The 14,398-nt window shown below is 59.6% G+C and carries 10 protein-coding genes; 1 reads left to right on the top strand and 9 read right to left on the bottom strand.

All coding sequences use genetic code 11. From position 1 onward, the window contains the following. Position 1: 1 nt before the first annotated feature. The 4 genes from BMY36_RS03080 to BMY36_RS03095 are packed head-to-tail and all read right to left on the bottom strand — an operon-like array spanning position 2 to position 8,124. On the bottom strand, positions 2-1,177 hold the full coding sequence (locus tag BMY36_RS03080) for an HlyD family type I secretion periplasmic adaptor subunit (protein ID WP_050517990.1): 1,176 nt from the start codon (positions 1,175-1,177) through the stop codon (positions 2-4). Continuing rightward, the gene (locus BMY36_RS03085) at positions 1,174-3,363 is read right to left on the bottom strand and encodes an ATP-binding cassette domain-containing protein (protein WP_050518080.1); all 2,190 of its coding nucleotides are present in this window, start codon (positions 3,361-3,363) and stop codon (positions 1,174-1,176) included. Before BMY36_RS03085 ends, BMY36_RS03080 begins: the two co-directional genes overlap by 4 nt. Before the next feature lie 23 nt (positions 3,364-3,386). Beyond that, positions 3,387-4,763 (bottom strand): TolC family protein, encoded by a 1,377-nt coding sequence (locus tag BMY36_RS03090; RefSeq protein ID WP_050517989.1) that lies wholly within the window; start codon positions 4,761-4,763, stop codon positions 3,387-3,389. A 13-nt stretch (positions 4,764-4,776) separates the two neighbouring features. Further along, positions 4,777-8,124 carry an Ig-like domain-containing protein gene (locus tag BMY36_RS03095; RefSeq protein WP_050517988.1) on the bottom strand — a complete coding sequence of 1,116 codons (3,348 nt, stop codon included), beginning with the start codon at positions 8,122-8,124 and terminating at the stop codon, positions 4,777-4,779. A gap of 370 nt (positions 8,125-8,494) precedes the next feature. Between BMY36_RS03095 and nagA the strand changes: the two genes are divergently transcribed. After that, positions 8,495-9,616 (top strand): N-acetylglucosamine-6-phosphate deacetylase, encoded by a 1,122-nt coding sequence (gene nagA / locus BMY36_RS03100; RefSeq protein ID WP_050517987.1) that lies wholly within the window; start codon positions 8,495-8,497, stop codon positions 9,614-9,616. Positions 9,617-9,855: 239 nt separating this feature from the next. On the opposite strand, the gene BMY36_RS03105 is transcribed toward nagA, so the two are convergent. From BMY36_RS03105 to BMY36_RS03125, 5 genes are all read right to left on the bottom strand, one after another. Continuing rightward, positions 9,856-10,479, bottom strand: coding sequence for a queuosine precursor transporter (locus BMY36_RS03105; protein WP_050517986.1), 624 nt, complete (start codon positions 10,477-10,479; stop codon positions 9,856-9,858). Positions 10,480-10,564: 85 nt separating this feature from the next. Then, the gene (locus tag BMY36_RS03110) at positions 10,565-11,458 is read right to left on the bottom strand and encodes an esterase-like activity of phytase family protein (protein WP_074818403.1); all 894 of its coding nucleotides are present in this window, start codon (positions 11,456-11,458) and stop codon (positions 10,565-10,567) included. Further along, positions 11,431-12,345: a penicillin-insensitive murein endopeptidase gene (gene mepA, locus BMY36_RS03115; protein WP_139193918.1), complete on the bottom strand. Its 915-nt coding sequence runs from the start codon at positions 12,343-12,345 to the stop codon at positions 11,431-11,433. The genes BMY36_RS03110 and mepA overlap by 28 nt, the downstream gene beginning before the upstream one ends. Further along, positions 12,342-13,679: an MFS transporter gene (locus BMY36_RS03120; RefSeq protein ID WP_050517985.1), complete on the bottom strand. Its 1,338-nt coding sequence runs from the start codon at positions 13,677-13,679 to the stop codon at positions 12,342-12,344. The genes mepA and BMY36_RS03120 overlap by 4 nt, the downstream gene beginning before the upstream one ends. A 57-nt stretch (positions 13,680-13,736) precedes the next feature. Continuing rightward, the gene (locus tag BMY36_RS03125) at positions 13,737-14,270 is read right to left on the bottom strand and encodes an acyl-CoA thioesterase (protein ID WP_050517984.1); all 534 of its coding nucleotides are present in this window, start codon (positions 14,268-14,270) and stop codon (positions 13,737-13,739) included. Positions 14,271-14,398 lie beyond the last annotated feature (128 nt).

Genomic DNA, 14,398 nt, shown 5'->3' on the forward strand with positions numbered 1-14,398 from the left:
TTCAGCGTTCGCGCAGCGCCTCACGCGATTTGTAAAGCGGTTTGGTGAGGTAGGTCAGGATGGTTTTGCCGCCTGTTTGCAGCTCCACCTCGGCTTGCATACCCGGGCGCACCTCCATCCGCGCTTGACGGTCGGTGAGGTGTTTAAGATCGACACGCAGGGTGACCCTAAAATGCGGGTCGCCGTCAGGGTTGCGGGACCGTTCATCCTTGAACGTATCGGCAGATACCAAAACCACCTCACCCTGCAAAGAGCCGTATATGGTGTAATCATAAGCAGAAAGTTTGATTGTGGCCGCTTGGCCCTGCCGGACAGACGCGATGTTGCGGGGGAGGACCTTGGCCTCGATAAACATCTCGCCATCCAGCGGTACGATTTGCAAAATCTCCTCACCCGGGCGGACGACGCCGCCGATGGTGGTGATCGACAGTTTGTTGACCACGCCGCGCATGGGGGCGGTTAGGATGGTGCGGTCCAATTGATCGGCAGCGCCGCGCAGGTTTTGGCGCAATGAGGTGAGTTCTTTCAGCGTGTCCGAATATTCCTTTGCGCGGTCCAATTCCATTTGCGTGGTGGTTTCGGAATAGCGGTTTTCGGTGTCACGGAAACTTTTGCGGGCCTTTGTCACCTCGATCAGCGGGGCGATTTCTTGGTTGTACATGTTTTCCAGCAGTTCAAGTTCCTTTTCCGCTTGGATCATGACCTGTTTGGCACCATCGCGCCGCGCGATGAAATCGGATTGGCGGGCGGCCAGCAGCGCCCCTTCGGAGGCGACGATATCGGGCAGGCGGGCGGCCAGATCGGCGGGGGGGTCAAATTCCAGCATCCCGGCCATTTCCGCCTCTAGCCGCGCACGGCGAATTTCAAAGCTGGCGATCTGGTCGCGCAACTCATCGACGCGGGCCTGATATTGGGTGCCGTAAAGCCGGGCGAGGGTTTGGCCGCTTTCGACCGTGTCGCCTTCGGCCACGTCGAGTTCGGCGAGGATGCCCCCTTCAAGGTTTTGGATGATTTGCGGGCGAGAGGAGGAGACGACCAACCCTTGGGCGCGCACGATTTCATCGACCCATGCAAAGGCAGCCCAGATGATGAACACCACAACCACGCCAAAGATAATCCAGATCATGCGACCGGGGCGTTCTGCCTTTTCCTCTAGCCCGTGGTCAAAGGTGGTCATTTTGCCCCCCCTTGCGCCTTGTTCAGATGGGCCAGCACGGCATCACGCGGGCCATCAACGGCCAGTTTGCCGTTTTGCATGATCAGCGTGCGGGTGGTCAGTTGCAAAATGGGCACGCGGTGGGTGGCGATGATGGCGGTGCGCCCATCCAGCCACGTTGTTAGGCGGCTGACCAGCGTCGCCTCCAGCGTTTGGTCAAGGGCGGCGGTGGGTTCATCCAGCAGCACGATTTGCGGGTCTTGCAGCCACAGGCGCGCCCAGCCCAAGGATTGGCGTTGGCCGACAGACAGCCCTTCGCCCAGCTCGCGGATCACGATGTCGAGGCCGCGGGGGTGGTTGCGGATGAACTGGCCGATGCCTGCAAAGTCGAGGGCGGCAAACAGGCGGTCATCGTCGCGTTCCAGCTGGTTCATATTCAGGTTGTCGCGGATGGTGCCGGAAAACAGCCGCACCTCTTGGCCCAGATAGCCGATGCCACGGCGCAGATCGCGCGGGTGAATCTGGCCCATATCGACGTTATCCAGCAGGATGCGCCCGGCAGTGGGTTCATAAAGCCCGGCCAGCACGCGCAGCAAAGTGGATTTGCCGGATCCGTTGGTGCCAAGGACCGCGACGTGTTGGCCTGCGGGGATTTTGCAGCCTTGAATTTCAACGGTGGCCGATGATGTTTCATCATATTTGAATTCAAGGTTGCGCAGTTCATAGGTGCCGCCCAAGCGTTCGCGGCGTAGGTATTTGCGGCCATCCTCCTCTGCTTGGGGGGCGGCGGCGATGGCGTCGAGGCCGGTCAGGGCGGCTTTGGTGTTGGACCAGCGCGCAAGGGTGGCGGACAGTTGGGCCAGAGGGCCAAGCGTGCGGCCTGTCAGGATGCCGATCGCGATGATCGTGCCCATGGTGAAATCGCCGGAAAACACAAGGTATGCGCCCGCGACCACGGCCAGAATATAGGTGGCCTGCTGCACACCTTGCGCCCAATAGGTGAGCGCCGATGAAAGGTGCCGTTGTTCGGATGATTTGACCGCCGACAGCGTGACAAGTTCCTGCCAAAGCCGCTTTACCCGATCTTCACCGCGCTGGGTGCTGACGGTTTCTTGTTCATAAACCGCCTCATACAGCAGCCGCGATGCGCGCATACTGGCCCCTTGGGTGGATTCCGTCAGCGCGATCATTTTCTTTTGGAACATGAAACCCGGCGCGACCATTAGGATGCCGCCGACCACCAAAATCCAGACCAAATTGCCACCGATGGAGGCGACGAGCAAAAGGAAGATGAGGATAAAGGGAATATCGGCCATTGTGCCAATGGTCGATGCGGTGAAAAATTCGCGCACGGATGAAAATTCGCGCATGGCCCCGAACACTTGGCTGGGGTTGCGGGTGCCGGGCGATTGTTTCATGCCGAGCAGACGGTGCATCAGGCGGGCCTGCACGGTCAATTCAATACGCCGACCCGTCACGTCCATCAGGCCAGAACGGGCCATTTTCAAAATCCCCTCCAGCACAACAGCGATCAGTGCGCCAAGGGCCAGCACCCAAAGGGTCGGTTCGGATTTATGCGGGATGACGCGGTCGTAAACCTGAAGCGAGAATAGCGCCACGGCCACGGCGAGAAGGTTTGCCACCGCCGATCCTGCGGCCACTTCGAACAATTGGCGGCGGTAATGCGGAAATTCGCCCCAAAACCAATGGGCGGCGGCCCCTTTGTCACTGTGGCGGGTTTCCAGATCGGCCATTGTGGTGCGGGCACGCAGAATTTTGCCCGTGAACACGGATGTGAAATCATCCAGCGCCACCTCGGCCCGGTTGTCGGGGCAGGTGGTGTCATACACCTCCACCACATCCGCCGTTTGGCCCAAAACCAGCACGACTTGTTCCGAACTCATCAAGGCGAGCGCGGGCCAGACACCTTCGGTTGATTTTGGCGCTTTTTCAACCTTGGCAGACAGGCCCACACCGCGCAGGGCGGCGGCCAGTTCATCCAGCCCCAGTTTGCCACTGCCGGCGGCGATCTGGATATGTTCCAAAAGGTCGGGTGCCGAAATTTCCGCCCCCAACAGCCCGGCGTAAACCGAGGCGAGTTGTGCGCGGGTCATGGCGCGGTTGGTGTGGCGGGGGCGGTGGGGACGTTGTGATGGGGTGGGCCGTGTAGATGTCGCGGCAGAAGCGTTGCTTCTGTCGGCATTCATATCAAAGGCGACCACCCGGTCGTTCACATTCTAACCCCGTCAACCAATACCCCGCGAACTCTTGCGGTCTGAAGGCCCAGTATCGCTATGTCATATTTCAGCGAAGCCTGTTCCCGCTCCATACGGGTAAAGGTTTCGAACATATCGACCAATTCCGTCAACGAACGTCTACCAAATTTATATTGTTCGGTAAACATCTTTAGGCTGCCTGCGGTCTGTTCCAGCACGCTAGCGCCTTGCGTCTCGCGCGCTTTTAACGTGGCGATTTCGCGGTCCAGTGCCACGATCTTGCGGGTGGCATCGTCGCGGGCACTATCTGTGCGTTGGGCCGCGACCTGTTCGCTGGCCTTCAGCGCGGCAAGGCTGGCCCCCATGCCAAAGCCGATACCGTTGTCGGTATCAATGCTAAGGCCCCCGGTCAGCCCGCCAGATCCAAGGTTTCCGCTGGCTGTTAGACCCGGCAAAAGGCCTGCGCGGGCCATCTTTGCTTCGGCCACGGTGCGCCTGCCTTCGGCGCTGGATTTCAGCACCGATAGCGGATCCATGTTGCCCGTAGGTGCGGACAGATTGCCCAGACCCGACAGGCCCGTGATGGGCACTTGCACCATCGCGTTCAATTCGGCCAAGGCGGTGGTTGCGGCGTCACGATCTGCCATCAGGGCCGATTGCATTTCCGCGATTTTTGCTTGGATCACCCGTTCTTCGGACCTGTCCGACAACCCGCCCGACACGCGCAGACCCATGATGCGACCATAGTCTTGTAACTGCGCCAAACCTTTTGTCGCCACCCCTGCCTGTGCCTTGGCGCGTTCGGCGTTGATGTAATAGGTCAGCCCTTCGTAAACGCGGCTGTTCATTTCATCCGACAGGCCCACAGCGGCGATTTCCACATCTGCGGCGGCATGGGCGCGTTCTGCCTTGCGTTTGCCATTGTCGAACAAGACCTGTTCAACCAGCATCGACGCCGCCAGCGTGCCAAGCGAGGTCAAGCTGAGGGAGGGCCCGATGGAGGGCAGCCAGTTTTTGGATTTGGCTTCCGCCTTCAGCCGCGCGACGCGCAGTTCCGCCGCCGCTGGCCCTTTGTTCGCGGTCAAAACCGCGCTTGCGACTTGCGCATAGGGGCCGCTGGTGGGCAAAATCGCCCGGCGTGCAATCAAATCATCGATGATCGCAGAGCGTTGTTCGCCCCGGTCGGCCTTGTCATGCGCTGCCAAGGCGATTTCGGCAGGACTGGACCCGATCGCAACTGGATCGGATGGTTTGGCCCCGCCGAACATCGACACGCCGGGGCCGTCTGTGGTCATGCAGCCTGCAAGCAGGCCCGCCAGCGCGAATACCCCCGCTGTCGCAGCGGAGCGTTTTGCCCCGCCGCCTGTTTTCCATCCCCATCTGTTGGACATTTGACTGCCCCGATCAGAAGTTGGGCTTGATGTCGTCTTCGATATACAGCGAGTGCCCATCGAGGGTGTAATGAACAAACCCCGCTGGTACCCCGGTTGTGCTGCCCAGCTTGCCACCGACCAGGTTTACCGTGTCGTCAATGCCACCTTTGATGATCAGCGTGTTGTCTGGCCCGGTCATGGCGACCAGTTGTTCCGCACTGATCGAAAGGGTCGTCTTGGCCGCAGTCAGGTCCAATTGTGTAAAGTCAAAATCTTTAAAGACTTTATCATTCAGATTAATGTTGGTGGCGGTGCCCGAGTTGTTGGTCAGATACAACGTGGCAGAGTTGTTTCCAGCCGCATCCGCGTGGTTTACGACCAAGAAGTTGCCCTCAGGAACCGGGTTTCTGTTGAAGCCCATGGTATCATTGGTGAGCCCGCCGGGGCTTGTACCAATGTCGAAATTTATCGCAGAATGATTGCCATTATGATCAACACGATGCGCCGTGAAGTCGTTTACGTTAACAGCCTCGTCAAGCCTGATGCCAACCAGACCCAATTGTGAGTCTTTGGTAAATTGGACAATATCGACTGAATCCGGCGCAACTGTATCAACCAACACGTTGTTGACAGGGAAGCTGGTGACGTCGCCCGCCGCATCGGTCGATTCAAAAGTAAAGTTCAACCGTTCATTATTGCCGCGTGGCATTTGGGCCGCGTCAAATCCCACCTGCCATTTGCCGTCAATCCCCACAGTGAAGCTTTGGGACTGACCATTCGACAAGGCCACCTTGCCAACCGCCCCAAGTTCGCCCGTGCCCGTCAGATTGACGCCGTTCGCCACTTCAGTTGCGTTCAGAATGTTGTCGCCGCCGATGGTCCCGTCCAGCGTGAACGGTGTCACGGTCCGGTCAATCGTGATGGTTTCGCGGTAAGGCTCGGATTTGTTGCCCAAACCATCGGTCGCGGTCACAACCAGATCGGCGGTGATCGCGCCCCCTGGTGCGGTGGTGTTGTTGGCCCCCGGAATTTGGTTACCGGTAAAGGTGTAGGACCAATTTTCGCCCGACACATTGACCGTAACTTCGGCCCCGTTGCCCAGCTTCAACTTGACGACAGACCCAGCCTCGACAGTGCCGGTCACGGTCAGACCGCGCCCTGCCTCGGCATGGTTCAAGATGTTGTCGGCTTTGATGGAGTTGTAGGAATCTGTCCCAGCGGTCAGTGGCACTTCGGTATCGACGAACACCAATTTTGGTGTCGCGGTCGCCTTGTTGCCTGCCGGATCCGTGGAGGTGACGGTGACCCGTGTGTTAGCGCCATCTGTCATGAACGTACCGCTTTTCAGCGACGCATCCGGAAAGTTGGCGGACCACGACCCGTTGACCGCAGTCACGGTCACGGTTTTACCTTGATAGGTCACATCAACCATCGAGCCTGTTTCGGCTTTGCCGGTCAAATTAACGCCGTTCGCCTTTTCAGCCGCTGTGATGATGTTGTCGCCGTTGGCAGTTTGGTTGCCATCAATGAACACGGATGTTTCGCGGTCAATTTTGACGTCGCGGGTCGCCACTTCGCTGGTGTTGCCGTATTGGTCAACCGCGGTAACGGTCGCCCGGGTGGTGGCCGCCGCAACGCTGCCTTGCACGGGCATTTGCGCTTGTGGGAAGGTGACCGACCAATTGCCAGCGGCGTCGATATTGGTTGTGGTTTGGGGAAAGCCGTTCCACATGACAGTGACCGACCGCGACCCAACTTCGGCGGTGCCCGTCATGGTCACGCCGTTTGATGTTTCGGCCGCGTTCAGCGTGCCATCGCCATTCGTATCACCGGGCATATTGCCGGGGGTGAATGCGACTGTGGCGGTCACGTCCACCTTGATGGTGTGCGTGGTTGGAACAGATTTGTTGCCCGCCGCATCAATGGTCGAGGCCGAGAAGCTGCGATCGCCGTCAACGGTGAACGTGCCTTTTGGATAGGTGACAGACCAAGTGCCGTTAACCGCTTTGACATCTTGGCTGCCGCCGCCGTTGTTCAGTGTGATGTTGACCATCGCGTCACTGCTGGCGGTGCCAGAAACCTTGCCCGAAACAGTAACCGACCCATCAGATTCCAGTTTGCTGACCACGTTATCACCCGCAACAGTGTCGAAGGTGATGGTGTGCGGCACGGTATCAATCGCGATTTTTTCGTTCACTGGCAGGCTGACGTTGCCCATCTTGTCTGTCGCGATGATGGTGACATCAATCTCTTTGTAATCGCCGCCGGGGATCTGTGTTTGAGTAAAGGTGACTTCCCATTTGCCGTCGGTGCCAACGACAACCGATTGCTTGCCGCCTGTGGCGGTCAATGTCGCTTCAATCCGCGCACCGGGTTCACCTTCGCCTTTGACGGTCACGCCATCAGCATATTCCACCAGATTTTCAACAGCGCCATGTTTGGTCGTGCCGTCTGTGGTGGAAACCACAGATGTCCGGTCGATGACAAAGCCCGGGCCGTCCAACACTTCGGCAGGGCGGCCGTTGCCGGGGGTCACGGTGACCACGGCCTCAAACTTGCCTTCGCCGGGGTCATTTGGACCCTCGAATTTGGTTTCCCACTTGCCATCGTCTTTGATGGTTGTGGTTTGGGTTTTATCACCAAGCTTAACAACGACGGTTTCGCCGGGCTGTCCGGTGCCCGAAACCACAGGATTTTTTTCTGGTGTGACGGTGGACACGTCCTTGGTGGCTGCAGGATCATTGACCGTTGGGGGGATGCGCACCGGTGTTACGGGCACAGTTGGTGTTGTGGGGGTTGGCGTTACGGGCGCCGGACCGCCAGTGGTGGGTGTGCCGCCACCACCGCCGCCGCCTGCCAAGGCGCCCAGCAGGCCGAGGCCACCCAGACCCGCCGCAGCAAGGCCCAGACCGCCACCGCCGCCACCCAACAGGCCCGGTGCAAACGCGCCCATGCCCACGGTGTCATCGGCATACCCTGCGGATGCCAGACTGTTTTCATCGGTAAAACGAATATCATCAACGTTGGAATATTTGTTCCAAGTGTCAACCGCGCCATAGTTGGCATACATCGTGCCATCGCCGCCATCGGTCAAAAAGACCTCGGTCACATCACCGTTGGAGCTGAGGTAGAGTTTGTTATCTTCGCCCGGGTTGGATTCAAAATACCCGCTAAGGGTAATTTCGCGGCCATCCGCCAGCTTCAGAATAAGGTCGGTGCCCTGACGTTCATAGCCCAGCACGCTGGACTGCGACAGGTTCAAGGAAACGGTTTCACCCGACCCAACCTGAAGGAACTGGCTGCCGCCGTCGCCGGACACGGCACCATTAACCAATTTGTCCGCAGATGTGCGGACAGCGAAATCAATCGCTTTTACCATAATAACTACTCCGCCTCATGCCCGGGCTTGTTTTAGCCCAGTTTGTTATCGGGCTTTTGCCCTATTACCCCATAAATACCTAGTTTCGGACACTATTTCTAGAGGTTTTGATTGGCGCTGACGCAAATTGTTCGTTTTTTATAGTTTTTGGCGCAAGCCGCGGCCCGGCCTGCTTTAGGCAAAAATTGCAATTTCGGGCAGTTTGGCCCAAAAAAATGTATCTTTTGCATAAATATACTATCTTTTGCGCGGCGCCTTACCCGCAGAGATTGTGCAGCAAGGGCTGTTTGTCGGCGCGAAAATGGTGTAATTTTGGCACAGTGGGGTCCGGGCAACCCCCAAATATGCTTCGGTTTGTGAAGGGTGACACATGCGACAGGTGTTTTCAGGGGCGCAGATTTTTGACGGCACGCGGTTGCTGGCAAATCATGCGCTGGTCGTTGAAAACGGCAGGGTTGCAGGTGTGGAAAAGGCGCGGCACGGTGATGTTGTGCTGAATGGCGGTATTTTGGCCCCGGCTTTTGTGGATTTGCAGGTGAATGGCGGCGGCGGCATCATGCTGGATGGCAGTGCCGATGCGGGGCGGATTGCGGCGATTTGTGCCACGCATATTTTGCTGGGCTGTGCGGGTGTGTTGCCGACCCTGATCACCGATACCAAGGCCGCGACGGACCGGGTGATCGCAGCAGCGATTGAGGCGGCGCAGGCCAATGTGCCGGGGTTTTTGGGCCTGCATCTGGAAGGGCCGCACCTAGACCCCACGCGGGCAGGGGCGCATGACCCCCGCCTGATCCGGCCGATGACGCAGGCCGATGTGGCAGCCCTGATCGCGGCCAAAGCGCAGTTGCCAGTGTTAAAGGTGACGCTGGCCCCGGCATCCGTGACTTTGGCGCAGGTGGCAGCATTGGCGCGGGCGGGGGTTTTGGTCAGTTTGGGCCATACTGATTGCAGCTATGATCAAGCGGTTGCCTATACCCATGCGGGTGCGCGCTGTGCCACGCATTTGTTCAATGCGATGGCCCCTCTGTCGGCACGCGCACCGGGGTTGGCGGGGGCGGTACTGGACGGGGATTTGGCGGCGGGCATTATCGCGGACGGTATTCATGTGGCCCCCGCCATGCTGCGCCTTGCGATGGGCGCGCGGGCAGAGGGGATGTTTTTGGTGTCCGACTGCATGGCCTTTGCGGGTACGGATATGACCCAGATGACCTTGGGCGGTCGTCAGATTTTGCGCCAAGCGGGGCGTTTGACGTTGGCGGATGGCACCTTGGCGGGCGCGGATTTGCGGTTGGATGCGGCGTTGGGCGTGATGGTGCGGGTGGCGGGTGTGCCCGTGCAGCGTGCGCTTGCCATGGCCACCTCCATCCCGGCGGGCGTGATTGGGATGCAGGGTAGTTTGGGCCACCTAGAGACCGGACGGCGCGCCGATATGGTGCATTTGACCGATGATTGGCATCTGTCGCAGGTGTGGTGGGGCGGTGTGACGCTGTAGGGTAAAACGAAGAAAGGGTCGCCTTTGCGGGCGACCCTTTCCGAGTTCAAGGAGATGGGCCAGTTAGATGCACGAAGCCCAATCAGTGATATGTTTCCAAGGACCTACCCCCGCAAAACACCTCCGCTGACTGTCCCGACACCTGTCTCCGCAATCACTCTAGACACTGGACCACCTCCTTTCAAATATGTTTCCGATAGAGGGAGGTTGGCACATTTTCCGCGATTGTCAAAAGTTTTTTACGCAGGCTGTGGGTGAAATTTGCGCACGATCAGGCGGAACGGCACCAAGGCCAGCAGCGCCAGCGCCAGTTTTACCCCCCAATCGGCTACCGCCAGCGACACCCATAAGGGGGCAACGGGGCCAAAGCCCAGCAAAGGCAGCGCCTCATTCGCCCAAGACACGTCATTGCCGGGTTCCAGCCACACCAGCCCCGCTGAAAACGCGATGGTGAAAAACAGCGCCGTATCCGCCGATGCGCCTACCAACGTGGATACCAAAGGCGCACGCCACCACGCGCCACTGCGCAGCCGGTCAAAAATCGCCACGTCCAGCAGTTGCGCGCATAAAAACGCCACCCCCGATGCCAGCGCCACCCGCAATGTCACCAAGGGGCCAAATTCGCCCATAATCTGCGTGCCAATCACCGAACAGATCAGGCCCACGCCAAACCCCACCAGCACCACGCGCCGCGCGGCCTGTGCCCCGTAAAACCGGTTCATCAGGTCCGTCACCAAAAACGCCAACGGATAGGTGAACGCGCCCCATGTCAGCCAATTGCCAAACAAATGCTGCACAAGAATGTTTGAGGCCACAACAATGGCGGCCATGGCGATAACGCCAATCGTGAAATTTCGGGTCATGTGTTTTTTCCGTTTTATCAAGGTCGCGGATACTTGGACCCCACCATGGGGACGCGTGGGGCATAAGCCCGCGCGGGGCCGCGTGTCAAGGCAGCGCGCGGTATTCCACCAATTCCGTGCGCTGCGGCCAAAAGAAATTATCGTCTGAAATCATCGTCAGCCGGATGTCGCCACGCGCATCGCGCCACACCGCCAACCCTTCCAGATTATCATGCGTGCCGGGCGCGCTTTGCATGTCGGTGCGGGCGTCCGCGAACCCTTGGGGGCCAAGCGCAAAGCTGCGCACGCGGCTGGAAAACCCCATGATGCCGTGAAACCCGCGTTCCAGCAGGTAAAACCGCCCATCGGGGCCAAAATCGGCGCCCACGGGGTCAAACCCTGCATCGCGGGGCAGGGTTAGCGCGTGGTCCCAGCTGCCATTTTGAAAGCGGTAAACGGGCAGGGGGCCTGTGCCACGCGGGCTTTCGGGCAGGGTGTACAGCGTGCCGTTGGCATCAATTGCCAACGCCTCCAGGCTTGCGTTTTGGCGAAACGTGGCGAAATCGGGGGGGCGGGGCAGGTCGGTGCCGGGTTGGTCCAGCGCGGTGAACACCATCAGCCGTGCCATCCCGCGCCCTTCAAAGCTGATGAAGGTGTGGCCCTGCGCCACCGCCAACCCTTCGGTATCGGCGCGAAAGCCTTTTAGGGGGCCGTTTTGGTCATGCAACGGGGCGGGGTCAGTGGCGGTGATACCCGCAATCCGGCCTTGTGCATCGCGGGTGATTTGCCCCGCAACCCATGTCGCGCGGTCGCTGATGGTGGTGAAACCCAGCCCATCATCCGAGATTTCCAGCCCCGAAAACCCGCCATGCAGCGGGTTCGCGCGGTTCCAGACAAAACTGTCGATGAAGGTCGGCGAAAACAGCGGGGCGGCACTGCTGTGCAGCGCCATAACCCCGCAAACCCCCGCAATCAGCGCGAGGCGAGGACGTTTTTGCATTGGCCCGGCAAATCCGTCATGGTGTATTGGCGGGCACCGCGCTTTTTTGGCTCCGGTTTTTTCGGGGTTTTGGGCGCGGTGGATTTTGGCGGGTTCAAATAATCCGTCACCCACCATGTCAGCGTATCATCGCAGCCATTCCCACCCTTGGACAGGTCCGCCACGGTCGGCTTTTGCGTTTCGCACGACGACGCACCCGCCGGGCATTTCAGCCGCACATGAAAATGCGTGTCATGGCCGGCCACGGGGCGAATTTTCTGCATCCATGCCTTGTCCGAGGATTGGGCGGTTTTGCACATTTCCAGCTTCACGGCAGCGGCAACGAAAATCCGGTCCACGCGTTTATCCGATGCCGCCGCTTTCAACAACGCGCTGTGGCTGGCGGTCCAATTGCGGGTCACAGAACGCTGGTCGGCAGACCGCACAGGGATGGAGCTGATCTTTTCACGCTCCGACCGCGACAGGTTCAAACGGCTGGGCGGCAGCATCCAAATATCGGCATCAAGGCCAATTTGGTGGCTGGCATGGCCCGATGTCATGGGCCCGCCGCGCGGCTGCGAAATGTCGCCGATATACAGCCCGTTCCACCCTACGGACACTGCAGCACGGCTAAGATCCTGCAAATAGTCGATCATCACGGGTTGGCCCCAATTGCGGCCCCGCGACAGGCGCATCGCTTGCCATGTTGGACCAGTTTCGGCTAGCTGCACTTGGCCCGCGCCGCAGCCTTTGGCATAGCTGCCAACGGGCATGGGGGCTTGGGCCGATGCGTCGGATTTGGCCCCGAACAACTGGTTTGCCAACGCCTCTGCCTGCCCTGACAGGGGCACAGAACAGGCCGCAACCAAGGGGACGGCAATGGAAAATACTTTGAACATAGGGGTCATGCTGTGGGTCCTGCACCGTCTGGTTTCACCCACAGTAGCAGAATTAACCCAATAAGGAACAGGGCGATCAAGGGGATAATCCCCATTTGCTGGCTGCCCGTCACTTGCGTAACCACCCCGATGGACAAAGGCGCGATGAAGGCGGTTGCCTTGCCTGCCAGCGCGTACAGCCCAAAATTTTCGGTAATCTGCGCGGGGTCCGATTGGCGCACCAGCATCGTGCGGCTGGCCCCTTGCAGCGACCCGCCCGCCGCCCCGATCAGCGCGCCAAGGATGTAAAACGCAATATCCGGCAGTGCGCTGTCTGGCCCCACGGCCACCCCAAACACCGATGTGCGCGACACCATCACCACCCCAATCGCCACGCCCGCCAGCACCAAAACCGAAAGCGCGATCACGGGTTTGGGGCCAAAGCGGCTGTCGGCCAACCCGCCCAACCACGCGAAAATCGCCCCGCTGATCACGGCCAAAATGCCGAACACACCCACGTCAATCACGCTCCACCCCAGCACGCCCGCCGCATAGATACCGCCAAAGGCATACATGCCGTTCAGCGCATCACGGTAAAACATCGAACTGCCCAGATAGGCGAATAAGCTGCGATTTTGCGGCAGCCCCCGCAGGCTTTGCCTTAAATCCGGCAAGGCGCGGCGCAATGCGGCGCGGATGCTGATTTGACCCGCACGGCGCGGTTCGCGCACCCACAAGAAAAATGGGATCATGAACACCGCGAACCAAATCGCGGTCAACGGCCCCACCGACCGCGTCCCTTCGCGCGCCGCCGCATCCAGCCCGAACAAGGGCGCGGTGCCCAGCAACGTGACCCCCTGCGCGTTTTCCGCCAGAAAAAACAGCATCAGCACCAGCGACACCAACCCGCCCCAATACCCAAACGCCCAGCCAGACCCCGAAATCCGCCCGATCTGTTCTTTGGTCCCCAAATCTGGCAGCATCGCATTGGTGAAAATCGTCGCAAATTCCATCCCGATCAGGCCAAGCGCGAAACAGCCCATCACCCAGATCAAGCTAAAATCACCCGGCACCGCGTACCACAGCCCCCACGCCCCCGCGACATACAGGCCAGAAAACAGCGCGATAAACCGCATCCGCCCGCCCGCCTTATCCGCGACCACACCCAACAGGGGGGCCAGCAGCGCAATGCACAGCCCCGCCGCGCCAATGCCATAGCCCCAGACCGTTTGCGCCGCGCTGCCGCTGCCCAACAGGTCGTTCATATAGGGCGCAAAGATAAAGGTGATCAGCAGGGTGTTATAAGGCTGGCTGGCCCAATCGAAAAAGAACCAGCCCCAAATCCGTTTTGATGCGCTTGTCATGCCGGCCCCCCCATTTGGGGCAATCAAGCCCCAAACCGCGCGCCTGCGCAAGCGGTGTTACGGGCGAACGGGTGGCCAAGGCCGCTGCGCATCGGCGGCAATCCACGCTTGCACAAAATCGGGCAACACCGGGCTTTGCACCGGATGCCCCAGCGCTTTCAGCACCTGTTCGGGCGGCACAATCCCCGCCTTGGACGTGACTGCAGATCGGATCAACACATGGCTGGTGCAGGCCCCATCTTTCCACATCGACTGTTCCATATAGATAAACCGCGCATCCCAACCCACACAGCGGCTGACCATTTCCACCCGTTCAAACAACCGCACCCGCGCGCGATACCGTGTGCTGTTGCCTGCCACGGTCATGCCCCACTGGTTGCGCGCCAACACCTTGTGCAGCCCCGTGCGCTTGCCCAGCGGGATGCGCCCAAGGTCATACAGCGTCAGGGTGCGGCCATTGTTCAGCTCGCGCCACGGGTCAATATCTTGGGGCCAGCAGCGATGGTGGCTGATATGCGCGCCCAAAATTGGCAGGGCGGGGGCGTTGCGGAATTTCCACAATTCTTTGAACATGCGCAGGTAGGGGTACATCGGCGGCTCCTTTGCCGGATGCGTTGCCGCACTGCGGCGCAATGGTCAAGCGAAACGCTGCGGAAACGGTTGCTCTTTGCCCCTGTGCAGCATAGCTATCCACTATCCCTAGTGGCCGGAGCCCGCAA

The organism is Pseudorhodobacter antarcticus (assembly GCF_900110135.1).
GTDB classification, from domain to species: domain Bacteria; phylum Pseudomonadota; class Alphaproteobacteria; order Rhodobacterales; family Rhodobacteraceae; genus Pseudorhodobacter; species Pseudorhodobacter antarcticus.